Here is a 25,370-nt window from a genome sequence, read left to right as displayed (position 1 = left end):
TCCCCCGGCATGCCCGGCGCGCGGGTCAGTACCGGGGCCGGCGCCTCACCCCCGCCGCCAGCCCCGGATGCGGCCGACATTGATGGCGGCGCGGTAGGGGCGGCCGTCGGCGCCCAGGCGGGCGCCAGGCGCCAGGCGCAGAATGTCGCGGTGGTAGAAGTCGATGCCGGCGTAGGGGTCGCCCAGAAAGACCTTACGACCCTTGTCCAGCACCAGCAGGCTGTCGCACGATTCTTCCAGCAGGGCGCTGGTGTGGCTGATGATCAGCACGGTGCGGCCCTCGCCGCACAGCTGCTTGATGCGGCGGCGGCACTTGTCCTGGAACCGCTCGTCGCCCACCGCCAGGATCTCATCCAGCAGCAGCACCTCGTTCCGGATGTGGGATGAGACGGCGAAGGCCAGGCGCATGTACATGCCGATGGAGTAGTGCTTCACCGGGGTGTTCAGGAAGTCGGCGATCTCCGCGAAGTCGATGATGGCGTCCACCGCCTCGCGCGCCTCGGCCTGGGTCATGCCCAGGATGGCGCCGCTGAAATCGATGTTCTCCCGCCCCGTCAGTTCGGGGTGGAAGCCGGACCCGATCTCCAGCAGGGCGCCGACCCGGCCGCGCACCAGGGCCTCTCCCTTCGTGGGCGCGGTGATGCGCGACAGGATGCGCATCAGCGTGGTCTTGCCCGAGCCGTTGCGGCCGATGATGCCTAACACGCCGCCCTGGGGCACGGTGAAGCTGAGGTCGTCCAGCGCCCATAGGCCGGCGGGCTCCGCCCGCCCGCGGCACCCGGCCAGCAGGTCGTAGATCATGCCGCCCCGCCCAGCCCCGCCATAGCGCTTGGACAGGTGCCGCACCTCCACCGCCGGGGGTGGCAGGGCATTGGCCAGGTGGTGGGATTCGCGGATGTTGGCGCCGACCGCCCCATCGAACGTGCACAAGGTCATGAGGGGAGCCCTTCAAATCAGATCGGCCATGGCCGGTTCCGTGCGCCGAACGATGCGCAGGCCCAGCAGCAGCAGCCCGGCGGCGAGCGCCACCGACAGCAGGGCCGGCACCGGTTCAGGCGCGGGGGTGTCCAGCAGGGCGGCCCGCGCGCCCTCGATCACCGTCACCATGGGGTTCAGGCGGTAGAGCGTACCCATCACCCCGTGAACCAGATGGGCGGGATAAATCACCGGGGCCGCCACCATCAGCACCTGGGTCGTCAAGGGCAGCAGATGGCCCACGTCGCGGAAGCGCAGCACCAGGGCGGACAGCACCAACGCCGCACCCGCACCGGTGACGAGCAGCAGGGCCAGCGGCCCCAGCAGCAGCAACCAGCGCGCCTCCGGCCAGATGCGGAAGGCGGCCAGCAGCAGCGCCAGGCACACCAGGCCCGCCGCCATGTCCACCGCCGCCACCATCAGCGAGGCCAGCGGCATGTGCAGGCGGGGGAAGTAGACCTTGGTGACGAAGTGGGCCTGGTGCAGGATGCTGGCGCTGGCGTCCATCAGCGCGCGCGAGAAGAACTGCCACAGCACCAGGCCGGTGAAGGCGAACACGGGATAGGGGGTGTCGCCGCCCGTGGGCACACCCAGCAGATGGCCGAAAATTCCCCAATAGACCAGCATAAGCAGCAAGGGCTGCAGGATGGCCCAGCCCGCCCCCAGCCAGGTCTGGCGGTACCGGGCCTTAAGGCTGCGCCGCGCCAGCATCAGGGCGATGCGCCGGGTGCGCCAAGCCTCCATCAGCCAGGGCAGCAGGCCCGGCCCCTGGGCTGTGATCAGCGTCGCGTCTGGCGGCGTGCCGGCGTTCAGGGAAGGGGGGACCGCTGGCGCGCGATCCCTGACTGATATGCCTTTCGACATGGCCGACTTAGCCTTTAGATAGGGAACCTTGTCAGGACCTATCACTGCGTCCCAGCTGCCGTCCTGTCGGCGGCGGCGCTGTCGAATTGCCGCACCTTGTCAGTGCGCGCCGCCGGGTCAGTGCGCACCGCCGGCGTCCGCCCCGGAGGCGGCTTTCTTCAGGAACAGGATGGCGATGGCCGACAGGGCCATGGCGCTGCCCAGGAAGAAGAAGGCGTCGCTGTAGGCCATCAGCCAGGCCTGGGTGCGGACCCCGGAATCCACCTCCGCCACCGCCTGGCGCCAGGCAGTGAGGGCGTCGGGCACACCGTGTTCCATGAACTTCCGCTGCAGCATGGCCAGGTGCTGCCGGGTGCTTTCGCCGAACAGGCTGACCTGGCCCGTCATGACGTTGGAGTGGAACTGTTCGCGCTTGGTCAGCCATGTCTGGGTCAGCGCGATACCGACGGCGCCGCCCAGGTTGCGCATCATGTTGAACAGGCCGGAGGCGGAGCCCGCGCTCTCCTTCTCGATGCCGCCGGTGGCCAGCACCGACAGGGGCGTCATGACCAGGGCCTGGCCGAAGGCGCGCACGATGTTGGGCCAGAACAGCTGGTCCGACGCGCTGCCCAGCCACAGATGGATGTTCATGAAGTTGCTGCCGGCGAAGACCGCCGCCCCCACCAGGGCCAGCCAACGGGCGTCGAAGCGCTTCATCAGCAGGGGTACCAGCGGGATCAGCACCAGCTGCGGCAGACCCACCCAGGCCATGACGGACCCGATCTGCTGCGCGTTGTAGCCCTGGATTTGACCCAGATAGCGCGGCAGCAGGTAGGAAGAGGCGTAAAGCACCACCCCCAGCAGCACGTTGGCGACGATGCCCAGGCCGAAATTGCGCCGCGCCAGCAGACGCAGGTTCAGCAGCGGCTTGGCCACCTTCAGCTCAATGATCAGAAAGGCCGCCAGCGCCACGGCGGCGATGACCGCCAGCCGCACGATGTAGGCGGAACCGAACCAGTCGTCCTTGTTGCCTTCCTCCAGCACCGTCTGCAGGCAGGCCAGGCCCACCGCCATGGTGGCGATGCCCCACCAGTCGCCCTGGCGCAGCAGGCTCAGGCGCACGGGCGCCCGCTCCAGCGAGGCCCACAGCGCTGCGACCATGAACACGCCCGGCACCAGGTTGATGTAGAAGATATATTTCCAGCCGTAGGTCTCGGTCAGGTAGCCACCGATGGTGGGACCGATGGCCGGCGCGAAGGTGGCGGTCAGGGCGAACAGGGCCAGGCCCAGCGGATGCCGCGACTTGGGCAGCAGGGTGATGATGAGGGTGAAGGCCATGGGGATCAGCACGCCGCCGCAGAAACCCTGGATGGCACGCAGCACGATCATCTGCTGCAGGTTCTGGGCGAAGGCGCAGGCCACGGAAAAGACCAGGAACAGCACCGTGTTGGTGATCAGGTAACGGCGCACGCTGAACACCTGGCTCATGAAGCCGGACAGCGGGATGACGATGATCTCGCCGATCAGGTAGGCGGTGGCGATCCAGCCGCCATCGTCCACGCCAGCGCCGATACCGCCCTGGATGTCGGCCAGGGAGGCGTTGACGATCTGAATGTTCAGCACCGCCATGAACGCGCCCAGCACCGACCCCAGCACGGCCAGCCAGGTCTTGAACGGCACATGGTCGGCGGCGGGGATGGAGGGCGCGGCCCGGCCCCCGTCGTGGGGGGCCGGGCCGCTGGCCGGCGGCAGGGTGCGGGGGAGGGTGCCGCCGGCGGTCAGGATGGTGCTGCTGTCGAGGGGAGCCATGGCTTGAGGCCTTCAGCGATCCGGTGCGGCCCTCAGCGGGCCATGGGGTAGAGGCCTGAGGTGGACGTCGCCAGCTGCGGCGCCTGGGCCGCGTGGGCGGGCTGCACCCGGGTATCGATCACCGGCTCGGCCGACATGCCGGGGCGCAACAGGCCCGCCAGGGGCTGGCCTTCGTCCAGCACGATCTTGATGGGGATGCGCTGCACGATCTTGGTGAAGTTGCCGGTGGCGTTGTCCGGCGGCAGCAGGGCGAAACTGGTGCCGCTGGCGGGCGACAGGCTGTCCACCCGGCCCTTCAGCGTGGTGCCGGGGAAGCTGTCCACCGTCACCTGCACCGGCTGGCCGGGACGCACCTCGGTCAGCTGGGTCTCCTTGAAATTGGCCAGCACGTAGACCTGGGACAGGGGCACCACGGCCATCAGCTGCGTGCCGGCCTGGACCAGCTGGCCCACGCGCAGGGTGCGGGCACCCACCGTGCCGTCGATGGGCGCGGCGATAGTCGTGTAGGACAGGTTCAGCGCCGCCTGGCGGGCGATGGCCTGGGCGCGATCCAGCACGGTCGCGGCCTTGGCCTCGGCCGTGGCCAGCACGTCCACCTGCTTCTGCGCCGCCACCAGGGCCGCCTGGTCGCGCTGCAGGGTCGACGCCTTGTCCGTCACCGCCGCCTCGGTCTGCTGGGCGCGCTGCACCGTGCCGAATCCGGTCTTCATGAGGTCGCGATAGCGGTCGCGGTCCTGGCGGGCGAAGGTCAGGTTGGCCTGGTCGGCGGCCAGCGCCGCCTGGGCCTGGGCCACCACCGCCTGCTGCTGGCTGCGCTGGGCCTGGATGTTGCGGATATCGGCCTCGGCCGTGGCCACATCGGCCTTGGCCTGGTCCAGCGCCGTGCGGAAGTCACGGTCGTCGATGCGGGCCAACACCTGGCCGGCCTTCACCGGCTGGTTGTCCTCCACCAGCACTTCCGCGATATAGCCCGACACCTTCGGCGCCACCGTCGTGTAATCGGCCTGGACGTAGGCGTCGTCGGTCGATTCGAGGAAGCGCCCCGTCTTCCAATAGTAATTCCCGCCAACCGCAGCGCCACCCAAAAGCGCTATGGCCGCGACGGCGCCGGCCAATACTTTAACGGAAGACTTCTTTACAACCCCGCTCACCGCTACTCTCCTTGCATCTGATGCCCGCAGGGACGACCGGGGGCGTTCCGGCCCAAGGAAGGATGGGCCGGGAATGGAACCGGAGGTCGGCGGGAAGGACCATTTCGCTATGGTCCGTTTCGTAACGGTAAGGTAGTGTGAAACCGATGTGAGGAGCACTGCGACAAACGAAACGCTGTGTAGCGTTTCATATCCATGGCCATGCGACGCGCATCACAGACCGGCCCCGGTCAACCAGGGGCCGGCTTAATAACCGGGGCTTCATTTTGAGCGAGGAGAGAGGGTGACGGATAAAGCCATGCGGGGGCCTGGACGGCCCCGATCAGACCAGGCCCGGGACGCCATCCTGGACGCCGCATTCCAGTTGCTGGAGGAGAACGGCCTGGAACGCTTCACCATCGAGGGAGTGGCCGCCCGTTCGGGCACGGCGAAGACAACCATTTACCGCTGGTGGCCGGGCAAGGGGGCCCTGGCCATGGAAGCGCTGCTGGCGCATGCGGAACTGACGGTGCCGATTCCCTACACGGCGTCGGCCGTGTCCGACCTGCGCACCGTGCTGGACGGCATCGCCCGCAGCTTCGCCGGCGCCACCGGCCGGGTGGTGGCCAGCATCGTGCTGGCGGGACAGAACGACCCGCCCACGCTGAAGGTCTATCATGAGAAGGTGGTGGAACCGCGGCGCCAGCGCCTGCGCGACATCATCGAGCGGGGCAAGCGCAATGGCGAGTTCCGCCCCGACCTGCACGTGGAAACCCTGGTGGAGGCGATGTACGGCGCCCTCTACACCCGCCTGCTGATCCGTTTCAGCCCGCTGGACGAGCCAGGCTGGATGGACCGCCACATCAATCAGCTGCTGGAAGGTGCTCTGCCCCGGCCGCTATGCGGCCAGGCGGCCAAATAGGAAAAGGGCCCGGGAGTCGGGGGACTCCCGGGCCTTATCCATATCTGTCGGAACTTGGGTCTTTGGAACCTGGCCGGCCTCAGGCGGCCAGCACCGTGGGCTTGCTCCGCATGACAGGGACCGGGCGGCGGCCCCGTTGCTTCGCCTGGTCGCGCAAAGCCATCAGGGCGCGGGCCCAGTCGCCCAGTTCATCCCCCCGGGCAGCGGCGGCCATGACCGCGCGCAGATCGTCGTTGCCGGCCCCAACCCAGCGGGCCAAGGGGCGGCGCAGCAGCGCCAGCAGGAACAGGGCGCTCATCATCATGGCCGCGGCCGTGCCCAGCACGCCACCCCAGGCCGTCAGGCGGCTGGTGCGCGCCTGCAGGCGGCCGGCGTCGGCCGCCAAGCTGTCCAGGACCTGGCCCTGGGTGTCGATGAAGGCCTGGGCCAGGCCGGCGGCCTGGGCGTCCAGCGGGCCGACGGTGGTGCGCAGGCGGGTCAGGGCGCCGGCCTCGTCACCGCCGCGCACGGCCGTCACCATGGCCGTCATTTCCGTCAGGGCCTGGGCCTGCGGCGCCAGGAAGGCCGCGTCGGTGGCCCGGTCGCGCAGGCCGGCGACCAGCAGCCCCATCTCCGTCAGCCGCATGGACGCGCGCTCGACAAAGGTGCCGCGATCGGCGGCCGGTTCCAGCAGGGTGTTCAGCGCGTCGCGCTGCACGGCGCGGCTGATGGCCCGCACATCCGTGGCCTGCACCAGCGTGGTCCGCGCCTGGTCCAGCGACTGGGCAACCCGCGCCGCCCGGTCCTGGCCCACCTGGCCAGCGGCCACCAGCACGCCGCCCAAGGCGGCAACACCAATGACAGGCAACAAAAACTGGACCTTCACGCGCATCTCTCAAATCCCCCGGATCGTTTCAAGGTCCCGCAGGCGCGACGCCTCGGGACAACCCACCTCGCTTGCTGGAAATCCGACTGATGGCATCACCTTGATTCCACCAGCCCCTCCTACAACCATGAGCACAATGCATCCTGACCGGCTGGTCAATCAGTATTGGCCGCACATAACCGAATGGTCAGATGATTTTGTAGATGACGCAGGATCGCGAGTAGGGGAAGACGCCCGTTTGCGCTGCAACATTTACAGGAAACCCTGCATCATCAGCGTGCCCGACAGTAGTTAACATACCGTTAAATACTTGGCTGTCCGCCAGCGTACGGCGACCCTGGCAGCGACGGTGCACCTGTGGCATCGGCGCCGCAGCAGGCCAGCCATCCGCCGGGCGCCGGTGCCCAACCCTTTCCCCTCCGCACCAGGGAAGTGATATGGTCCGCGCCGACCGATGGGTGCCGACCAAAGTATTGATGGGGACCGTAAGGCCGATGGCCGATAAGCAGCGACTGTTCATCACCGGGGCGACGGGATTCGTCGGCGCGGCCGTGGCCCGTGTGGCCTTGGCGCGGGGCCACGACGTCACCGTGCTGAAGCGCGCGGCGACGCCACCGACCAACCTGGCCGGCCTGGACGTGCGGGTGGTGGAAGGCGACCTGAACGACCCGGACAGCCTGGCGCGCGGCATGGACGGGGCGGACGCCCTGCTGCATGTGGCGGCCGACTACCGCCTGTGGGCGCCCAACCCGGAAGAGATCGTCCAGAACAACCTGCGCGGCACCCGCGCCATCATGGAACTGGCGGTGCGCCACCGCCTGAAGCGCGTGGTCTACACCAGCAGCGTGGCCGTGCTGGCACCCCGCACCGATGGTGTCGCGGTTGACGAGCGCGCGGTGATGGCCCCGGACGCCGCCATCGGCGCCTACAAGCGCAGCAAGATCCTGGCGGAACAGGCGGTGCTGGATATGGTGGCCAGGGATGGCCTGCCGGCCGTCATCGTCAATCCGTCCACCCCCATCGGCCCCCGCGACCTGCGCCCCACCCCCACCGGCCGCATCATCGTCGAGGCTGCGACCGGCAAGATGCCGGCGTTCGTCGATACCGGCCTGAACCTGGTGCATGTGGACGACGTGGCCGAGGGCCATCTGCTGGCCTTCGAGAAAGGCCGGGTGGGCGAACGCTACATCCTGGGCGGCCAGGATGTCTCCTTGCAGCAGATGCTGGCCGACATCGCCCGGCTGGTGGGCCGCAAGCCGCCCACGGTGGCGGTGCCGCGCGGCCTGATCCTGCCCATCGCCGTGGTGGCGGAAGCGGTGGCCAAGGTGACGAAGCGCGAGCCGTTCGTGACCGTGGACGGCCTGCGCATGTCCAAATACCGCATGTTCTTTTCCTCGGCCAAGGCCGAGGCCGAGCTGGGCTATACCGCCCGGCCCTACGGCCAGGCCCTGGCCGACGCCCTCACCTGGTTCAAGACCGCGAGGTACCTTGCATGAGCCTGATCTTCCTCATTGGCCTCATCAGCCTGGCGGTCTGGGTGGTCCTGGTCTTCGCCCGCAGCCTGTTCTGGCTGGGGCTGGAACGGGACGACATGGCGGTGGTGCCGGCCAACAGGCCGGGGGACCTGCCCAGCGGCCCAGCTCATGGCCATGGCGGGCTGGAGGGTGGCTGGCCTTCCGTCACCGCCATCATCCCCGCCCGCAACGAGGCTGACGGCATCGCCCAGGTGATCGCGTCCCTGGGCGCGCAGGATTACCCCGGCGCCCTGAACATCGTGCTGGTCGACGACGGCAGCGACGACGGCACGGCCGACCTGGCCCGCCACGCCGCCGAGTCCTCAGGCTCCACCGCCGCGCTGACGGTGCTGACGGGGGCGGAACTGGCGCCGGGCTGGACGGGCAAGCTGTGGGCCGTGCGCCAGGGCATCGCGCACGCGCAGGAGGGCGACTTTCCGCCCGACTACCTGTGGCTGACCGACGCCGACATTGCCTACGCCCCCGACACGCTGACCCGCTTGGTGACCCGCGCCCAGACGGAGAAGCGCGTGCTGGTCAGCCTGATGGCCAAGCTGCGCTGCCAGAGCTGGGCGGAGCGGGCCTTCATCCCGGCCTTCATCTATTTCTTCCAGATGCTGTACCCCTTCGGCCGAGTGAACGACAGCGGATCCACCGTGGCGGCGGCGGCCGGCGGCTGCATGCTGGTGGACCGCCAGGCGCTGGCGCGCGCCGGCGGCATCGACAGCATCCGCGACGCCCTGATCGACGACTGCGCCCTGGGGCGCCGCCTGAAGACGCAAGGGTCCATCTGGCTGGGCCTCAGCGACCGCGCCGTCAGCCTGCGCGCCTATGACAAGGTGGACGACATCCGCCGCATGGTCATCCGCAGCGCCTACGCGCAGCTGAACTATTCCCCGGCATTGCTGGCGGGCACCGTGCTGGGCATGCTGCTGACCTATGTGGCGCCCGTGCTGCTGGCCCTGTTCAACCGGGAGGCGGCGGGCATCTTCGGCGCGCTCGCCGTCGGCCTCATGCTGGCCAGCTTCGCCCCCATCCAGGTGTTCTATCGCCTGTCGCCTATGCGGGCCGTCACCTTGCCGCTGATCGGCATCGTCTATACCGTGTGGACCGTGGACAGCGCGATCCAGCATTGGATGGGCCGTGGCGGCATGTGGAAAGGGCGCGCCCAAGCCCAGCATGTGCATCCTGTCCAGGTCAGCCAAGGCCAAGCGGTGACGGGTCAGCAGCCGGGCCAGAACGGAACCCCTACCCCATGACGGCAGCCAACCACCGCACCGGCAAAGGCCATAAGGACGAGAACTTCCCCGTCGCCTCGCTGATCATCCGCCGGGACGCCCGGGCGCCGGTGATGGCCTATTACGCCTTCGCCCGCGTGGCCGACGACGTGTCGGACAGCCCAATCCTGGCGCCGGACATGAAGCTGAAGCTGCTGGATGCCATGGGCGCCAGCCTGCGCGGCGAGCGCGAGAACGAGCCGGAGGCCGTGGCCCTGCGGGAAGTCCTGCGGGAACGCGGCCTGTCTGACCAGCACGCCCACGACCTGCTGACCGCCTTCCGCCGCGACGTCACCCAGCTGCGCTACACCGACTGGGACGACCTGATGGACTATTGCCGGTACTCCGCCATGCCGGTGGGCCGCTACGTCTTGGACGTGCATGGGGAGAGCCGCGACACCTGGCCGGCGTCGGACGCCTTGTGCGCCGCCCTGCAGGTCATCAACCACCTGCAGGACTGCGGCAAGGACAAGCGGGCGCTGGACCGCGTCTACATCCCCCTGCCCCTGTTGATCGCGGGTGACCTGATCCCCGACGTGCTGCTGGAGCCGGCGGCGCCGCCGGCCTTGCTGGACATCATCCATCATCTGGCCAAGCGCACTGACGCCCTGCTGGACCAGGCGGAGCCGCTGGCCGCCCAGGTGAAGGATCTGCGGCTGGCCATCGAGGTCGCCATCATCCAGCGCCTGGCCCGCCGCCTGGTGCGCCTGTTGCTGATCCGCGACCCGCTGTCCGACCGGGTGCACCTGACCAAGATCGAAACGCTGTGCACCGCCGCCGGCGCCGCCCTGTCGACTCTGTGGCAGCGCATGACCGGCGGCGGCACCCGCGCCGTGCCGGCGGGGAAAAAGCCATGAGCCTGGCCGCCGATATGACCGAGACCAATCCCAATATCCCGGGCCAGAACGAGACCGCGGCCAAGTCGGCCAGCGGCAGCTCGTTCTACACCGCCATGCGCGTCCTGCCCCCGGCGGAACGCGACGCCATGTTCCACATCTACGCCTTCTGCCGGGCGGTGGACGACATCGCCGACGGCGACGACCCGACCATCGCCGCCACCAAGGCGGCGCGGCACGAGGCGCTGGACACGTGGCGACGGGACATCGCCGCCATGTGCGAGGGCAAGGGGCCCACCAGCCTGGCCGGCCTGCAGGCCGCCACCCTGCGCTTCGGCCTGCGCCATGACGATTTCATCGCCGTCATCGACGGCATGCAGATGGACCTGGACGCCGACATCCAGGCGCCGGACATGGCGACCCTGGATCTGTACTGCGACCGGGTGGCCAGCGCCGTGGGCCGCCTGTCCGTCCGCGTCTTCGGCATGCCGGAGGACAGCGGCATCGCCCTGTCCCACCATCTGGGCCGCGCCCTGCAGCTGACCAACGTGCTGCGCGACGTGGATGAGGATGCGGCGATCAACCGGCTGTACCTGCCGGCCGAGCTGCTGCGCAAGCACGGCATCACCGCCACCGACCCCAACACCGTGGTGGCCGATCCGCGCATCGACGGCGTGGCGCGCGACCTGGCGGTGCGGGCCGCCGAGCATTTTCGCGAGGCCGACCGCCTGCTGGCGGCCGCCCCCCGCCGCGCCGCCCGGGCCCCGCGCCTGATGCGGGACGTCTATAAGGTCTATTTGGACCGCCTGCTGGTGCGCGGCTGGGCCGGGCCCCGCCCCAAGGTCCGCATCGCCAAGCCCCACCTGCTGTGGATCGTGCTGAAGGCCTTCCTGTTCTGATGACTACCCCCCTTCCTTCCCCCGGGGCTTCCTTCCCCGGGCCCACCGTGCACATCGTCGGCGCCGGCCTGGCCGGCCTGGCTGCCGCCGTGCGCCTGACCCAGGCCGGGCGGCGCGTGCGCCTGTATGAGGCCGCGGCCCAAGCCGGCGGCCGCTGCCGCTCGTACGATGAGCCCAACCTGGGCATCCGCATCGACAATGGCAGCCACCTGATGGTCAGCGGCAATCATGCCGCCATGACCTATTTGCGCGCCACGCATGGCCCCGGCCGGGAACCGGCGCTGGAGAAGGTGGAGTACCGGTTCTGGGACGGCGCCACCGGCCGGCGCTGGCAGGTGCGGCCCAACGACGGCAAGCTGCCTTGGTGGGCCTTGGTGCCCTCGCGCCGCGTGCCGGGCACCAAGGCCAGCGACTACCTGGCCGGGTGGAAGCTGATGCGGGCCAACCCGCTGGCCCCCATCGGCGAGGTGCTGGCCTGTTCCGGCCCCGCCTGGGACACCTTCTTCCGCCCGGTTCTGCTGGCGGCGCTCAATACCGAGCCGGAGCAGTCGGCCGCGGGCCTGGCTGGCGCCATCATCCGTGAGACCCTGGCCCAGGGCGGTGCGGCCTATCAGCCCTTGCTGGCCAGCGGCGGCCTGTCGCCCGTCTTCGTCGACCCGGCATTGGAGTGGCTGGTGGCGCAGGGGGCGGAGATCGTGTGGCGCCGCCGCCTGCGCGCCCTCACCCGTGTGGACCAGCTGGTCACGGCTCTTGATTTCGGTACCGAAACGATTGAGCTGAAGCCGGAGGACCGGGTGGTGCTGGCGGTGCCGGCCTGGGTGGCGGCCGATCTGTTGCCCGGCCTGACGACGCCGACGGAACACCGCTCCATCCTGAACGTTCATTTCCGCCTGGACCGGCCGGCGGGCATGCCCCGCATGACGGGCATGATCAACACCGTGGGCGAATGGGCCTTCGCCTATGACGACCATGTGTCCGTCACCGTCAGCGGCGCCGACCGCCTGATGGAGTCGGACCGGGAAGAGACCTCGCGCACCATTTGGGCGGAGATCGCGGCGCTGGCCAACCTCGATCCCGCCGCGCCCCTGCCCCCGTGGCAGGTGGTGAAGGAGAAACGGGCCACCTTTGCCGCACTGCCAGAACAGGCAAAGCGTCGCCCGAATGCAACGGCCGCCGGAAAAAACCTTGCATTGGCAGGGGATTGGACCGCTACCGGATTGCCATCCACCATCGAAGGCGCCATACGTTCAGGATTCACTGCTGCGGATGCGATCCTGACCGCACGGTGAGTCGCCTGAGCATTTCAGGCATGAGCTTGAGGTGTGCGCTGGCGCACAGCCCGGCTTGGCGTTTGTTGAATCATCCCGCTTCAGGTTAAGTCGCGTTTCTAGAGGTCGCTTGGTCATGGATGTTCGTATGGAAGCCGATTTCGTCGGCACCGGCGCCGCTTCGGCCCGCGTCAACGAAGGGGTGCTGCAGCAGTCGATCGACCGCGCGGCCCGCGTCCTGATGGACCGCCAGGCCGCCGACGGCCACTGGGTGTTCGACCTTGAGGCGGACGCCACCATTCCCGCCGAATACATCCTGCTGAAGCACCACCTGGGTGAGGAGCCGGATCCGGAGATCGCGCGCCGCATCGGCAACTACCTGCGCCGCATCCAGGGCAGCCATGGCGGCTGGCCCCTGTTCCACAACGGCGCGTTCAACATCAGCGCCAGCGTAAAGGCCTACTTCGCGCTGAAGGCCATCGGCGACGACATCGACGCGCCGCACATGGCCCGCGCCCGCCAGGCCATCCGCGACAACGGCGGGGCGGCCGCCAGCAACGTCTTCACCCGCATCATGCTGGCGCAGTTCGGCGCCGTGCCGTGGACCGCCGTGCCAGTGATGCCGGTGGAAATCATGCTGCTGCCCAGGTGGTTCCCCTTCCACCTGACCAAGATCAGCTATTGGGCGCGCACGGTCATCGTGCCGCTGCTGGTCCTGATGGCGCTGAAATCCAAGGCCAAGAACCCGTGCAACCTGCGCATCGATGAGCTGTTCCTGGTTCCGGCCGATCAGGTGAAGTCCTGGCCCAAGGCGCCGCACGTAAAGAAGCCGTGGGGCGAAATCTTCGGCGTCATCGATCGCGTGCTGCGCCTGGCCCAGCCCTACTTCCCCAAGAAGAGCCGGGACAAGGCCGTCGAGAAGGCGGTGGCCTTCGTGCGGGAGCGCCTGAATGGCGAGGATGGCCTGGGCGCCATCTACCCCGCCATGGCCAACACCGTCATGATGTTCGACCTGCTGGGCTGGTCGCCCAAGCATCCCGAGGTCGCGACCGCCCGTTATGCCATCGAGAAGCTGCTGGTGGTCGACGAGGCGCGGGACGAGGCCTTCTGCCAGCCCTGCGTCAGCCCCGTCTGGGACACCAGCCTGCTGTGCCATGCCATGCTGGAAGTCGGCACGGAAGAGGCGCTGGCCCGCACCGGCCAGGCCCTGGAATGGCTGAAGGGTGAGCAGGTGCTGGACGTGAAGGGCGACTGGGCCGACCAGCGCCCCAACGTCCGCCCCGGTGGCTGGGCCTTCCAGTACGGCAACGACCATTATCCCGACCTGGACGACACCGCCGTGGTGGTTATGGCCTTCAACCGTGCCCAGCCGCAGCTGGCCGCGGCCGGCCTGCCCGCCGACTACGACATGACGGTGGCGCGCGGCGCCGAATGGGTGGAAGGCCTGCAGAGCCGCAATGGCGGCTGGGGGGCGTTCGACGCCGACAACACCCATTACTACCTGAACTACATCCCCTTCTCCGACCATGGCGCCCTGCTGGATCCGCCCACCTCCGACGTTACCGGCCGCTGCCTGGGCATGATGGCCCAGCTGGGTGCCGACAAGGACGGCAAGGCCATGCGGGAAGGCGTCGATTACCTGCTGAAGGAGCAGGAGAAGGACGGCAGCTGGTTCGGCCGCTGGGGCGTCAATTACATCTATGGCACCTGGTCCGCTCTGAACGGCCTGAACGCCGCCGGCCTGTCGCCCGACCACCCCGCCATGAAGCGGGCGGTGGACTGGCTGGTGCAGATCCAGAACCCCGATGGCGGCTGGGGCGAGGATTGCGAGAGCTACGCCCTGGATTACAGCGGCTACCAGCCCTTCCCCTCCACCGCCTCGCAGACCGCGTGGGCCCTGCTGGGCCTGATGGCGGCCGGTGCCGTGGAGCATCCGGCCGTGGCGCGCGGCATCGACTGGCTGACGCGGAACCAGGGCGAGGATGGCCTGTGGAAGGAAGAGTACTACAGCGGCGGCGGCTTCCCCCGCATCTTCTACCTGCGCTACCACGGCTATTCGAAGTATTTCCCGCTATGGGCCATGGCGCGCTACCGCAACCTGTCCAACAGCAACAGCAAGCTGGTCAGCGTTGGCCTGTGACGAAAAGGACGCCTGTAAAAGGCCCTTTTTAAAACTGTAAATCGCCGCGACTGCGGGTAATAAAGACGCCTGGAAGGTCAGCCTTCCAGGCGTTTTGTTTTTGGTGTTTGGAAAATGGTCATGGTCCAGGTTCAGCGGCGCGTCATGGCGCGCCCCATCATCGTCGTCACCGGTCTGAAGCGGGAGGCGGCCGTCGCCCAGGGTCGCGGCTGGCTGCCGCTGGTGAGCGCGGGCGACCTTGAGCGGACGGAGCGGGAACTGACGGCGCATGCCCCCGGCGCCTGCGGCTTCCTCAGCTTCGGCCTGGCCGGCGGCCTGCAGCCCGGGCTGGAACCCGGTACTCTGGTCGTCGCCAACCGCATCGTCACCGACGGCGGCGACTTCCTGCCCGATCCCGACTGGACGGCGGGACTGGCCGACGCGCTGCCCCGGGCCATGGTGGCGCCGGTGGCGGGGCAGGAGCGCATCATCAACACGGTGGCGGGCAAGCAGGCCCTGTACGCAGCCACGGGGGCGGCGGTGGTCGACACCGAATCCCAGATCGCGGCCCGGGTGGGCGCCCGCTTCGGCGTGCCGGTGGCGGTGCTGCGCGCCGTGTGCGACCCGGCCCACATGACCCTGCCGCCAGCGGCCACGGCTCCCCTGAAACACAACGGGACGCCGGACCCGTTGCGGATCCTGGCGTCCCTGTGGCGTCAGCCGGGCCAGATTCCGCAACTGCTGCGGCTGGCCCGGGATTCCGAGGCGGCGTTTAAGGCCTTACTCGGCGGCTTTGCTGGCGTCGCGCGCGCGGATGTCAGCCAGCGCCTTCTCGACATGGCGTGAGAAGACGAACTCGGCCGGGCGCTGGTTGGCCAGGCTGATTTCCGGCGCCATGTCGCCACTGGTCTTCACGCCGCGCAGGCCGACCCAGGCAGCCTTCAGCGGGTTGGCCAGGGTGTCGGTGACGGCGGTCGCCTCATACCCGCAATGGACCATGCAGTCGGCGCACTTCTCGTAGTTGCCGGTGCCGTATTTGTCCCACTCCGTCTCCTCCATCAGCTCCTTGAAGGTCTTGGCATAGCCTTCGCCCAGGAGGTAGCAGGGACGCTGCCAGCCGAAGTAGGTGCGGCAAGGGTTGCCCCACGGGGTGCAGTGGTATTCCTGGTTACCGGCCAGGAAGTCCAGGAACATGGTCGACTGGTTGAACCGCCAGTTCTTGCCACCGTTGCCGCGCTTGAAGACCTCGCGGAACAGGTTCTTGGTGGCCGTGCGGTTCAGGAAGTGCTGCTGGTCGGGGGCGCGCTCATAGGCGTAGCCCGGCGAGACGGTGATGCCCTCCACCCCCATCTCCATGACGCTGTCGAAGAAGCGCGCCACGCGCTCCGGATCGGCGTCGTTGAAGAAGGTGCAGTTGATGCTGACGCGGAAGCCGCGATCCTTCGCCGCCTTGATGGCCGCGACGGCGCGGTCGTAGGTGCCCTTCTGGCAGACCGACTTGTCGTGCGCCTCGCGGTCACCGTCCAGATGCACCGACCAGGTGAAGTACGGGCTGGGCTTGAACAGGTCCAGCTTCTTTTCCATCAGCAGCGCGTTGGTGCAGAGGATGGCGTACTTCTTCTTCGCGATGATGCCTTCGACCATCTGGTCGATTTCTTTGTGCAGCAGCGGCTCACCGCCGGCGATCACCACCACGGGCGCGCCACACTCGTCCACCGCCGACAGGCAATCCTCCAGCGGCAGGCGCTGGTTCAGGATCTCATCCGGGTAGTCGATCTTGCCGCAGCCGGCACAGGCCAGGTTGCACCGGAACAGCGGTTCCAGCATGAGGACCAAGGGATAGCGCTTCACGCCCGTCAGCCGCTTCTTGAGAAGATACGAGCCGATACGGACGACCTGATGCAGCGGAATACCCATGCCTTCAATCTCCTTGAACCCCTGCGCCATTAACCGCGGCGGCGCGGGTTGAAACATTTTGTCTACCGAATTGGCGGGCAAAAGACCACCAACCGGCGTGCGCGTCAGGCCAGCGTTTCCGGCAGGCGGAATTGAACGTCTTCCACGATGCCCGGCAATGTCGACAATTCGATGGGACCCAGGCGCCGCAGCGCCGCGATCACACCGTCCACCAGTACTTCCGGCGCCGAGGCGCCGGCTGTGACGCCCACCACACCGCATCCCGCCAGCCAGGCGGGGTCGATGGCGCGCTCGTCAGGGACAAGGTAACTGGGCACGCCCAGTTCCTCACCAATTTCCCGCAGGCGATTGGAATTCGAACTGTTTGCCGACCCAACCACCAGGATAAGATCCGCCACCTTGGCCAGTTCCCGCACCGCGGCCTGCCGATTCTGCGTGGCGTAGCAGATATCCTTGGTCTCAGGGCCCAGAATATCCACGAATCGGTGCTTCAGCGCCGCGATCACCGACCGCGTGTCATCCACGCTGAGTGTCGTCTGCGTCACGTAGGCGACGGGCGTCTCCGCCGCCAGGGGCAAGGCCTCCACGTCATCGACACTGGACACCAGATGTGTCCGGCCCGGTATCTGGCCAAGGGTGCCTTCCACCTCGGCGTGACCGGCGTGGCCGATGAGGATGACGGTCCGGCCCAGCGCTACGTAGCGCTTGCCCTCCGCATGCACCTTGGACACCAGCGGGCAGGTGGCGTCGATGACGCGCAGTTCACGCGCCTCGGCCTCCGCCTCCACGGCGCGCGACACGCCGTGGGCGCTGAATATGGTCAGGGCGCCGGCCGGCACTTCCGACAAATCCTCGACGAACCGGGCCCCCTTGGCCCGCAACCTTTCGACCACGTGCTGGTTATGGACGATCTCATGCCGCACATAGACGGGTGCGCCGTGGCATTCCAGCGCGCGTTCGACGATGTCGATGGCGCGGATCACTCCGGCGCAGAAGCCCCGCGGCTGGGCGAGAACTACCTGCATTGCGGAAAACCCCTGGAAGGACACCCCAAGTCCATCGTCCGCAACGGACCCGCCGGGGCATCCCACTTTGAACATGTTAGCGATACCAACTGTCCCCCGCCGGACAGGGTCCGCCAGGTCCATATTGGCTACGGATGGTAAAACCGACCCCCCGCCTCGATCGAACACCGGCGATAGATACCCGTGCCAATCGAATCCGCCACCGCCCTATGGTCAGGCCAGACTTGCACAAAATTTAACGCGTGCCAATGCGCGGCGATTGCTTGAGCGATCTGCGCTTCACGTGTGACATCGCGGCAACGGGGGGCCTAGACCTTAGCTAACGGCATCTTTAGTGGACAGAAAACGCAAACATCTTCCGGCAGGAAAGCTATACGGGGTGATGAAGCCCTTTCCCCAGTGATAGCGTATGGGCCGACAACGCATATGCAACAAAACGCCACGCGCAGCGCAACCTCCACAGCCCCAAATGCGACCCAGATGCGCTATGCATGATGCTTGATCTCCGTCGCCGCAGCCGGAACGATGACGGAAAGAATTGACATAGACCCTGTCGCGCTCGACACCGACGCCGTAGAACGTCGCCTGACGCACGCGGATCGGCCCCGGCAGCGGCCCATCCGCCCCGGCCCGACGGCCCCGCCCCTTCGAACGCGGGCGACCGCCGGGCACGCCCCTGTTTTCGTGGTTCCCAGAGGAGAACACCCCCCGTGTCGACCGTACGGCCCCCCGTTTCCCGCCCCACCCGCCGCCCCTTCCTGGTCCTGGGCCTGGTGGCCCTGGCGGGCGCCGCGCTGGCGCCCCTGCTGGTCCCAGCGGCAGCCCAGGCCCACGCCATCGTCATCGACAGCAATCCCAAGGTGAACGACACGCTGGGCGTGGGCGGCAACATCCTGAAGGTGCATTTCAACAGCCGAATCGACCGCGCACGGTCCAAGCTGACCGTCATCGCCGCCGACAAGACCGAGGTGCCGGTGACCATGTCCGAAAGCCCGGATGACGAGACGCTGGCGGGCCAGGTCACCCTGCCCTTCGCCGGCAGCTACAAGCTGCGCTGGCAGGTGTTGGCCGTGGACGGGCATACCACCCGCGGCGACATCCCGTTCACCGTGACCCAGCCGTAATCGGGGCCTGCCGCACGTGGATACCCTTGTCGATATTTTCGGTTACCTGACCGTCGTCCTGAACGGCATCAACCTGGTGGCCATGACCATGGCCTTCGGCAGCGTGCTGTTCCTGACCTGCCTGGCCCTGCCGCTGGCGGCCCAGCTGAAGCTGTCCGCGGATGCGGTGGCCGACGCCGGCGCGCGTTACGCCCGCTGGGGCGGCATCGCCACGGCCATCGCCACCCTGTCATCGCTGACGCTGAACGCCCTGGTGCTGTCCGGCACACTGGAAATGCCGGTGCTGCAGGTGGCGGGCGCCTTCTTCATCGAGGCGGGCATCGTCCAGGTTCTGGCAGCCATCGCCATCGTGGTGGTGGCGCGCGGCCACATGACCCGCCCGCGCGTCGCCGTGCTGACGGCCCTGGCCCTGGTGATGCTGGTCGCCTCGTTGGCCACCAGCCATGCCGCCGCCCGCCCGGGTGAGCGCCTGTGGATGCTGCTGGCCACCTTCTCGCACATCCTGGGCGCCGGCCTGTGGCTGGGCGGCCTGCCGGCCTTCCTGTCGTCGCTGGGCCAGGCCCAGTCGCGCGATGAGGGTGCCGCCATCGGCCAGCGCTACAGCCTGATGTCCATCACCGGCGTCATCCTGATCGTGCTGGGCGCCATTGGCATCAGCATCGGCTTCATCGGCGGCCTGCAGGGCTTCTACGGCACGGCCTACGGCGCCATGGCGGCGACCAAGGGCGTCATGCTGGGCATCCTGCTGCTGCTGGGCCTGGGCAACTTCCGCACCATCCGCCGCTTCGCCGCCGGCCAGGGCGAAAGCCTGACCCGCGTGCGCCGCTTCGTGGAAGTGGAGATCGCCTTCGCCATCGCCATTCTGCTGGCGGCCGGCTCCATCACCTCGCAGCCGCCGGCCATCGACCTGACGGACGACCGCGCCACCTGGGCCGAGGTGGTGGAGCGCATGACCCCCGTCATCCCGCCGCGCCTGGAAAGCCCCAGCCACGACAGCCTGGCCATTCCGGCCCTGCAGGAGAAGCTGGACAAGGAATGGCGCGACCAGCAGGCCAGCAACCGGCCGCAGGCCTTCGTGCCCGGCGCCGGCGAGCTACCGCCCCGTAACGCCGACGACATCGCCTGGTCGGAATACAACCACCATTGGGCAGGCCTGGTGGTGCTGCTGGTGGGTCTGTTCGCCCTGCTGGAGCGGGCGGGCGTGCGCTGGGCCAAACACTGGCCGCTGTTGTTCCTCATCCTGGCGGGCTTCCTGTTCCTGCGGTCGGATCCCGAAACCTGGCCCATGGGCAACGTCGGCTTCTGGGACAGCTTCCGCGATCCGGAGGTGGTGCAGCACCGCACCTTCGTCGTGCTGATCATCGCCTTCACCGTCTTCGAATGGGGCGTGCGCACCGGGCGGTGGAAGAATCAGGCCCTGGCCCTGGTCTTCCCTGTGCTGACCACCGTGGGCGGCGACCTGCTGCTGACCCACAACCACGCCATCAGCAACATCAAGGAACAGCTGCTGATCGAGCTCAGTCACCTGTTCCTGGCGGTACTGGGCGTGGCGGCGGGTGCGGCCCGCTGGATGCAGATCCGGGGCAGCGGCCGCGACGCCCGCTGGGCCGGCTGGATCTGGCCCACCTGCTTCGTCCTGGTCGGCCTGTTGTTGCTGGCCTACCGCGAGGCCTGATATCAAGGCCTTGGCGTTGATGATCTGGGAACGGGCGCCGGGAGACCGGCGCCCGTTTTCACATAGGAAGCAAGGAAGCGAACATGGCGCGCGCCGACGGAAAGATGGGCCTTAACGACCGGGTGGCCGCCCTGGTGGCCGCCTGCTGCCGGCGCTGGCAGCTGACCTTACTGGCCGGCCTGGTGCTGGGGGCGGCGGCCGCCTTCCATGTCGCCACCCACTTCGCCATCGACACCGACGCCGTGAAGCTGCTGTCGCCGCAGCTGACCTGGCGCCAGCGTGAGATCGCCTTCGACAAGCTGTATCCCCAGAAGGTGCAGCAGACCGCCATCGTCGTGGACGGGGTGACGCCGGAACTGGCGGAGCGCGCCACCCGCATGCTGGCCGACGCCCTGCGCAAGCGCACCGACGTGGTGCGCAACGTCTTCCGCCCCGATGGCGGCCCCTATTTCGACCGCGAAGGCCTGATGCTGCTGCCCACGGAAGAGGTGCAGTCCACCATGCAGTCGCTGATCCAGGCGCAGCCGCTGCTGGGGCCGCTGGCTGCCGATCCGTCGGCGCGCGGCCTGCTGGACACGCTGGGCACCTACCTGCAGGGCGTCAGCTACGGCCAGGCCAAGCTGGAGGATCTTCAGCGCCCCTTCGACGCGCTGTCCGGCACGCTGGAGGCGGCAACCCAGGGCAAGATGGTGCCCCTGAACTGGCGCGGCCTGGTGTCCGGGCAGCCGCCCAACCCTATGGAACTGCGCCGTTTCATCCTGGTGCAGCCGGTCCTGGACTTCAACGACCTGCAGCCGGGCGCCATGGCGTCCGACGCCATCCGCGCCACCGCCAAGGATTTGGGCCTGACGCCGGAGAACGGCATCCGCGTCCGCCTGACGGGCGAGGTGCCTATGGCGGACGAGGAGTTCGGCACCCTGGGCGAAGGGGCAGCCTTCAACGGCAGCCTGACGGGCATTGCCGTGCTGGTGCTGCTGTGGCTGGCGGTGAAGTCCTTCCGCATGGTGGGCGCCATTCTGCTGACCGTGGTCATCGGCCTGGCCGCCACCGCCGCCTTCGGCCTGATCGCCACCGGCCCCTTCAACCTGCTGTCCATCGCCTTCACCGTGCTGTTCGTGGGCCTGGGCGTGGACTTCGGCATCCAGTTCTCCGTCCGCTATCGCGCCGACCGGCTGGCCCATGACGACCTGGCCGAGGCCCTGACCGCAGCGGGGCGCGGCGTCGGCCGGGGCCTGACCATCGCGGCGGCGGCCACCGCCGCCGGCTTCCTGGCCTTCCTGCCCACCGATTACCGCGGCGTGTCGCAGCTGGGCATCATCGCCGGCGTGGGCATGGGTGTGGCCTTCCTGCTGTCCGTCACCTTCCTGCCGACCCTGCTGATGCTGCTGCGGCCCAAGGGCGAGCAGGTGGAAGTGGGGTATAAGGCGTTGGCCCCCCTGGACCGCCTGGTGCTGACCCGCCGCCGCTGGGTGCTGGGCGCCGGCGCCGTGCTGGCCGTGGCCTGCGCCGCCCTGCTGCCGCGCCTGTCCTTCGACTTCAACCCGCTGAACCTGCGCAGCCCCAAGACGGAGGCGGTGTCGGTGGTGCTGGAGCTGATGAAGGACCCGCTGTTCACCCCCAACACCATCGACGTGCTGGCCAAGTCGGAGGATGAGGCGCGGGCCCTGGCCGACAAGCTGTCCAAGCTGCCGGAGGTGGCGCAGGCCATCACCCTGGACGACTACATCCCCACCGACCAGGACGCCAAGATGGCGGCCATCTCCGACGCCGCGTCGCTGATCGGCCCCAGCCTGACGCCCACCGACGTGCGCCCGGCCCCCAGCATCGAGGATGTACGCCAGTCCATGACCGGCATCGTTGCCGCCCTGGACAAGCTGAACCCCGACGCCGCCAGCCCGGCCGGCGTCTCCGCCCAGCGGTTCAAGAAGGCGCTGGAGGGGGCCCTGGCCGCCCCGGCGGAAAGGGTGGTGCCCCTGTTCCAGAAGGCGGTGGAGCCCGGGCTTCAGACCATGCTGGCCCAGGTGAACGACAGCCTGCAGGCCACGCCGGTGACCTTCAAGGACCTGCCGGAGGATCTGAAGCGCGACTGGGTGGCGGCGGACGGGCACGCCCGCATCTCCGTCTTTCCCAAGGGCGACAGCAACGACAACCGGGTGCTGAAGCGCTTCGTGAAGGCGGTGCGGACCATCGCCCCCGACGCCACCGGCACGCCCATCAGCATCCAGGAAAGCAGCGCCACCATCATCCACGCCTTCCTTCAGGCGGGCATACTGGCGGTGATCCTGGTGACCATCCTGCTGGCCGTCACCCTGCGCAACGTGGGCGACGTGCTGAAGACCCTGGCGCCCCTGGCCCTGGCGTCGCTGCTGACCCTGGCCGCCGCCATCCTGGCGGGCAAGCCCATCAATTTCGCCAACATCATTGCCCTGCCCCTGCTGTTCGGCATCGGCACCGCCTTCAACATCTATTACGTCATGGCCTGGCGCCAGGGTCAGACCAACCCTCTGACCTCCAGCCTGACGCGCGCCACCATCCTGTCGGCCCTGACCACGGGCACCGCCTTCGGCAGCCTGTGGACCAGCCACCACCCCGGCACCGCCAGCATGGGCGAGCTGCTGGTGTTCTCGCTGGCCAGCATCCTGGCCACGGCGCTGCTGTTCCTGCCGGCCCTGCTGGGCCCGCCCAAGACGCCGGCGGAATAATTTAAGCGGCGGTGTCGGGTAGTGTCGGGCACCACCCCGCTTGGCCGTCCTTGGGGGGAGGCGCATAGTCGGTTCGCGCCTTTCCCCAGAAAAAGGACGAGGACATGCCCAACATCAACCCCTTCCTGTGGTTCGACACCCAGGCGGAAGACGCCGCCCGCTTCTACGTCAGCGTCTTCCCCAATTCGCGCATCACCACCATCAGCCATTATGGCGAGGCGGGGCCCCGCCCCGCCGGCCTGGTCATGACCGTGGCGTTCGAGCTGGACGGCAAGCCCTTCATCGCCCTGAACGGCGGCCCCCACTGGAAGATCAACGAAGCCATCTCTTTCGTCATCGACTGCGCCGATCAGGCGGAGGTCGACCGCTATTGGGGGGCGCTGACCGCCGACGGCGGCAAAACCCACGCCTGCGGCTGGTTGACGGACAAGTTCGGCGTCACCTGGCAAGTCGTGCCGTCCGGGTTCATCGAGCTGGTCACCAGCCCCGACCCTGTGACGGCGGCCCGCGCCATGGCCTCCATGCAACAGATGATCAAGCTGGACATCGGCGCCCTGCGCCGGGCGGTCGAGGGCTGAGCCAAAAGCAAAGGGGCGGCCCTGGTGGACCGCCCCGGCGCCTGGCGGCTGGGTCGTCTCTATACCAGCGGCACGAAAGTGCGTTTCGTGCCGCTGTAGCCCGCGACCGCGGGCGCCGGAGATTTCCGGGAAGCCAAAGGCGAACTGGAAATCGAGGACGAGGACGCGGATGCGTGCTCCCTCAGAACAAGTGGCGGAACAGCCAGAACAGGCCGCCGGCCAGGACGATGGAGGCCGGCAGCGTCAGCACCCAGGCCATGGCCATGTTGCGCACGGTGGACCATTGCAGGCCGGAGCCGTTGGCCGCCATGGTGCCGGCCACGCCGGACGACAGGACGTGGGTGGTGCTGACCGGCAGGCCGAAGGCGTCGGCGGCGCCGATGGTGGCCATGGCCACCAGCTCGGCCGAAGCTCCCTGGCCGTAGGTCAGGTGTTCCTTGCCGATCTTCTCGCCCACCGTCACCACGATGCGCTTCCAGCCCACCATGGTGCCCAGGCCGAGCGCGATGGCCACGCCCACCTTGACCCAGGTGGGAATGAAGCGGGTGGCGTGATCATAGCGGCCCAATAGCTCCTTCAGCACCGGCTGGTCGGCGGCATCGATGGCCGGCGCGCCCGACTTCTGGATGATGCGCAGGGCCTCGGCCGACAGGTAGATGTCATTGCGGACGTTGCGCACCTTCTCCTGCGGCACCTGGTCGACCGAGCCATAGGCGCGGATCTGGTCGGCGACGCTGGCCGTCAGGTCGTGGATGCCGCCCATGGTGCCGTCGGTCACCTGGCGGGTGCGGACGAAATCCTCAACCGCGGCGCGGGGATCGGCCGGGGTTTCCTTGACATAGTGGCTCAGCACGTCGCTGGCGCGGTCGAAGGTGGCGATGTAGGCCGGCGTGTCGTGGATGGTGACGGCCCGGTTCAGGGCGTAGGCGGTGGGCACCGTGCCGATCAGGATCAGCATGATCAGGCCCATGCCCTTCTGCCCGTCGTTGGAACCGTGGGCGAAGCTGACGCCGGAGCAAGTGAGCACCAGCAGGCCACGGATCCAGGACGGCGGGGCCTTGTTGCCCTCGGGCGCCGTGAACAGCTTCTTGTCCTTGATCAGCGTGCGCATGATGACCAGCAGGGCAGCGGAGCAGAGGAAGCCCACCAGCGGCGACAGGATCAGCGACCAGCCGATCTTGGTGGCTTGGCCCCAGTCGACGCCGCTGGTGACAGTGCCGGAGGTGGCCATCAGCTGGTTCATCAGGCCGACGCCGATGATGGACCCGATCAGGGTGTGGGAGCTGGAGGACGGCAGGCCCAGGTACCAGGTGCCCAGGTTCCAGATGATGGCCGCGATCAGCAGCGAGAACACCATGGCGAAGCCGGCGTCGCTGCCCACCTGCAGGATCAGTTCGACCGGCAGCAGCGAGACGATGCCGAAGGCGACGGCACCGGTGGAGAACAGCACGCCGGCGAAGTTGCACAGGCCGGACCACACCACCGCCACGTTGGCGGGCAGGGAGTGGGTGTAGATCACCGTGGCCACGGCGTTGGCCGTGTCGTGGAAGCCGTTCACGAATTCGAAGCCCAAGGCGATCAGCAGCGCCACGCCCAGCAGCACGAAGGGCAGGACGGAGCGGGTGTCAACCCCGCTGAGGTCACCGATCAGGTTGACCGCCATGTAGCCCAGGCCCACGGCCATCAGGGCCAGGAACAGCAGGGTTCCATAGCGCGCGGCCGGGCCGCCGGAGGTTGCGACGGGGGAATGCACGGCTTCCGTATGCGCCATGGCGCCAGTCCTTCTTGAAAAAGCAGGTCCGGCACCCTAAGGCGCGAGTCATGACAACTTTATGTCGTAGGCCCCACCATTTGGTTAATAAATGGCCGATTTGCCTTAACCATAAAGATGT

20 protein-coding genes are annotated in these 25,370 nt (G+C 68.1%); 12 read left to right on the top strand and 8 right to left on the bottom strand.

Annotated elements, in window-relative coordinates:
• Nucleotides 1-45 precede the first annotated feature (45 nt).
• The 4 genes from Y958_RS22720 to Y958_RS22705 form a co-directional block, all read right to left on the bottom strand.
• A complete protein-coding gene (locus Y958_RS22720; RefSeq protein ID WP_211098755.1) occupies nucleotides 46-936 on the bottom strand; it encodes an ABC transporter ATP-binding protein in 891 nt (296 codons plus the stop codon).
• 12 nt (nucleotides 937-948) lie between these two features.
• The gene (locus tag Y958_RS22715; protein ID WP_088874258.1) at nucleotides 949-1,839 is read right to left on the bottom strand and encodes an ABC transporter permease; all 891 of its coding nucleotides are present in this window, start codon (nucleotides 1,837-1,839) and stop codon (nucleotides 949-951) included.
• A gap of 117 nt (nucleotides 1,840-1,956) precedes the next feature.
• Nucleotides 1,957-3,627, bottom strand: coding sequence for an MDR family MFS transporter (locus Y958_RS22710; protein ID WP_244909655.1), 1,671 nt, complete (start codon nucleotides 3,625-3,627; stop codon nucleotides 1,957-1,959).
• Between the two features lie 32 nt (nucleotides 3,628-3,659).
• Nucleotides 3,660-4,778: an HlyD family secretion protein gene (locus Y958_RS22705; RefSeq protein WP_244909654.1), complete on the bottom strand. Its 1,119-nt coding sequence runs from the start codon at nucleotides 4,776-4,778 to the stop codon at nucleotides 3,660-3,662.
• 283 nt (nucleotides 4,779-5,061) lie between these two features.
• Here Y958_RS22705 and Y958_RS22700 point away from each other — a divergent pair, with 283 nt between their 5' ends.
• A complete protein-coding gene (locus tag Y958_RS22700; protein WP_145727536.1) occupies nucleotides 5,062-5,679 on the top strand; it encodes a TetR/AcrR family transcriptional regulator in 618 nt (205 codons plus the stop codon).
• Between the two features lie 79 nt (nucleotides 5,680-5,758).
• On the opposite strand, the gene Y958_RS22695 is transcribed toward Y958_RS22700, so the two are convergent.
• Complete coding sequence (locus Y958_RS22695) at nucleotides 5,759-6,550, bottom strand: hypothetical protein (protein WP_088874255.1); 792 nt, start codon at nucleotides 6,548-6,550, stop codon at nucleotides 5,759-5,761.
• Nucleotides 6,551-7,038: 488 nt separating this feature from the next.
• Between Y958_RS22695 and hpnA the strand changes: the two genes are divergently transcribed.
• The 7 genes from hpnA (at nucleotide 7,039) to Y958_RS22660 (ending at nucleotide 15,303) form a co-directional block, all read left to right on the top strand.
• Nucleotides 7,039-8,040, top strand: a complete 1,002-nt coding sequence (gene hpnA / locus Y958_RS22690) for a hopanoid-associated sugar epimerase (RefSeq protein WP_088874254.1) — start codon at nucleotides 7,039-7,041, stop codon at nucleotides 8,038-8,040.
• Nucleotides 8,037-9,317 carry a glycosyltransferase gene (locus Y958_RS22685; protein ID WP_088874253.1) on the top strand — a complete coding sequence of 427 codons (1,281 nt, stop codon included), beginning with the start codon at nucleotides 8,037-8,039 and terminating at the stop codon, nucleotides 9,315-9,317. The genes hpnA and Y958_RS22685 overlap by 4 nt, the downstream gene beginning before the upstream one ends.
• Nucleotides 9,314-10,192: a squalene synthase HpnC gene (gene hpnC, locus Y958_RS22680; RefSeq protein ID WP_088874252.1), complete on the top strand. Its 879-nt coding sequence runs from the start codon at nucleotides 9,314-9,316 to the stop codon at nucleotides 10,190-10,192. The genes Y958_RS22685 and hpnC overlap by 4 nt, the downstream gene beginning before the upstream one ends.
• Complete coding sequence (gene hpnD / locus Y958_RS22675; protein WP_244909653.1) at nucleotides 10,189-11,070, top strand: presqualene diphosphate synthase HpnD; 882 nt, start codon at nucleotides 10,189-10,191, stop codon at nucleotides 11,068-11,070. Before hpnC ends, hpnD begins: the two co-directional genes overlap by 4 nt.
• Nucleotides 11,070-12,359, top strand: coding sequence for a hydroxysqualene dehydroxylase HpnE (hpnE, locus tag Y958_RS22670; protein WP_088874251.1), 1,290 nt, complete (start codon nucleotides 11,070-11,072; stop codon nucleotides 12,357-12,359). Before hpnD ends, hpnE begins: the two co-directional genes overlap by 1 nt.
• 127 nt (nucleotides 12,360-12,486) lie before the next feature.
• Nucleotides 12,487-14,478, top strand: coding sequence for a squalene--hopene cyclase (gene shc, locus Y958_RS22665; RefSeq protein ID WP_088874250.1), 1,992 nt, complete (start codon nucleotides 12,487-12,489; stop codon nucleotides 14,476-14,478).
• A 120-nt stretch (nucleotides 14,479-14,598) separates the two neighbouring features.
• On the top strand, nucleotides 14,599-15,303 hold the full coding sequence (locus Y958_RS22660) for a phosphorylase family protein (RefSeq protein ID WP_186291565.1): 705 nt from the start codon (nucleotides 14,599-14,601) through the stop codon (nucleotides 15,301-15,303).
• On the opposite strand, the gene hpnH is transcribed toward Y958_RS22660, so the two are convergent.
• A complete protein-coding gene (hpnH, locus tag Y958_RS22655; protein ID WP_040850176.1) occupies nucleotides 15,238-16,374 on the bottom strand; it encodes an adenosyl-hopene transferase HpnH in 1,137 nt (378 codons plus the stop codon). The two genes, Y958_RS22660 and hpnH, sit on opposite strands and share 66 nt — an antisense overlap.
• A gap of 104 nt (nucleotides 16,375-16,478) precedes the next feature.
• Entirely contained in the window at nucleotides 16,479-17,399 is a 921-nt protein-coding gene (ispH, locus tag Y958_RS22650; RefSeq protein ID WP_088874248.1) for a 4-hydroxy-3-methylbut-2-enyl diphosphate reductase, read from the bottom strand.
• A gap of 710 nt (nucleotides 17,400-18,109) precedes the next feature.
• Here ispH and Y958_RS22645 point away from each other — a divergent pair.
• The 4 genes from Y958_RS22645 (at nucleotide 18,110) to Y958_RS22630 (ending at nucleotide 23,478) form a co-directional block, all read left to right on the top strand.
• On the top strand, nucleotides 18,110-18,523 hold the full coding sequence (locus tag Y958_RS22645; protein WP_211098754.1) for a copper resistance CopC family protein: 414 nt from the start codon (nucleotides 18,110-18,112) through the stop codon (nucleotides 18,521-18,523).
• A gap of 16 nt (nucleotides 18,524-18,539) precedes the next feature.
• Nucleotides 18,540-20,198 (top strand): CopD family protein, encoded by a 1,659-nt coding sequence (locus tag Y958_RS22640; RefSeq protein WP_088874247.1) that lies wholly within the window; start codon nucleotides 18,540-18,542, stop codon nucleotides 20,196-20,198.
• An 83-nt stretch (nucleotides 20,199-20,281) separates the two neighbouring features.
• Nucleotides 20,282-22,900, top strand: a complete 2,619-nt coding sequence (locus Y958_RS22635; RefSeq protein ID WP_211098753.1) for an MMPL family transporter — start codon at nucleotides 20,282-20,284, stop codon at nucleotides 22,898-22,900.
• 104 nt (nucleotides 22,901-23,004) lie between these two features.
• A complete protein-coding gene (locus tag Y958_RS22630) occupies nucleotides 23,005-23,478 on the top strand; it encodes a VOC family protein (protein ID WP_088874246.1) in 474 nt (157 codons plus the stop codon).
• Between the two features lie 181 nt (nucleotides 23,479-23,659).
• Here the strand turns inward: Y958_RS22630 and Y958_RS22625 are convergent, their stop codons facing one another.
• A complete protein-coding gene (locus tag Y958_RS22625; RefSeq protein ID WP_244909652.1) occupies nucleotides 23,660-25,249 on the bottom strand; it encodes an inorganic phosphate transporter in 1,590 nt (529 codons plus the stop codon).
• Nucleotides 25,250-25,370: the final 121 nt, after the last annotated feature.

Source organism: Nitrospirillum viridazoti CBAmc (genome assembly GCF_000730165.1).
Taxonomy (GTDB): domain Bacteria; phylum Pseudomonadota; class Alphaproteobacteria; order Azospirillales; family Azospirillaceae; genus Nitrospirillum; species Nitrospirillum viridazoti.
The sequence above is the reverse complement of the archived record's forward strand: the minus strand, read 5'-3'. Positions and strand labels throughout refer to the sequence as shown.

Bases quoted from the DNA above. Each gene is read 5' to 3' on its own strand.
- Y958_RS22720 (WP_211098755.1), bottom strand. From the start codon at position 936: ATGACCTTGTGCACGTTCGATGGGGCGGTCGGCGCCAACATCCGCGAA.
- Y958_RS22715 (WP_088874258.1), bottom strand. From the start codon at position 1,839: ATGTCGAAAGGCATATCAGTCAGGGATCGCGCGCCAGCGGTCCCCCCT.
- Y958_RS22710 (WP_244909655.1), bottom strand. From the start codon at position 3,627: ATGGCTCCCCTCGACAGCAGCACCATCCTGACCGCCGGCGGCACCCTC.
- Y958_RS22695 (WP_088874255.1), bottom strand. From the start codon at position 6,550: ATGCGCGTGAAGGTCCAGTTTTTGTTGCCTGTCATTGGTGTTGCCGCC.
- hpnA (WP_088874254.1), top strand. From the start codon at position 7,039: ATGGCCGATAAGCAGCGACTGTTCATCACCGGGGCGACGGGATTCGTC.
- Y958_RS22685 (WP_088874253.1), top strand. From the start codon at position 8,037: ATGAGCCTGATCTTCCTCATTGGCCTCATCAGCCTGGCGGTCTGGGTG.
- hpnC (WP_088874252.1), top strand. From the start codon at position 9,314: ATGACGGCAGCCAACCACCGCACCGGCAAAGGCCATAAGGACGAGAAC.
- hpnD (WP_244909653.1), top strand. From the start codon at position 10,189: ATGAGCCTGGCCGCCGATATGACCGAGACCAATCCCAATATCCCGGGC.
- hpnE (WP_088874251.1), top strand. From the start codon at position 11,070: ATGACTACCCCCCTTCCTTCCCCCGGGGCTTCCTTCCCCGGGCCCACC.
- shc (WP_088874250.1), top strand. From the start codon at position 12,487: ATGGAAGCCGATTTCGTCGGCACCGGCGCCGCTTCGGCCCGCGTCAAC.
- Y958_RS22660 (WP_186291565.1), top strand. From the start codon at position 14,599: ATGGTCCAGGTTCAGCGGCGCGTCATGGCGCGCCCCATCATCGTCGTC.
- hpnH (WP_040850176.1), bottom strand. From the start codon at position 16,374: ATGGGTATTCCGCTGCATCAGGTCGTCCGTATCGGCTCGTATCTTCTC.
- ispH (WP_088874248.1), bottom strand. From the start codon at position 17,399: ATGCAGGTAGTTCTCGCCCAGCCGCGGGGCTTCTGCGCCGGAGTGATC.
- Y958_RS22635 (WP_211098753.1), top strand. From the start codon at position 20,282: ATGGCGCGCGCCGACGGAAAGATGGGCCTTAACGACCGGGTGGCCGCC.
- Y958_RS22630 (WP_088874246.1), top strand. From the start codon at position 23,005: ATGCCCAACATCAACCCCTTCCTGTGGTTCGACACCCAGGCGGAAGAC.
- Y958_RS22625 (WP_244909652.1), bottom strand. From the start codon at position 25,249: ATGGCGCATACGGAAGCCGTGCATTCCCCCGTCGCAACCTCCGGCGGC.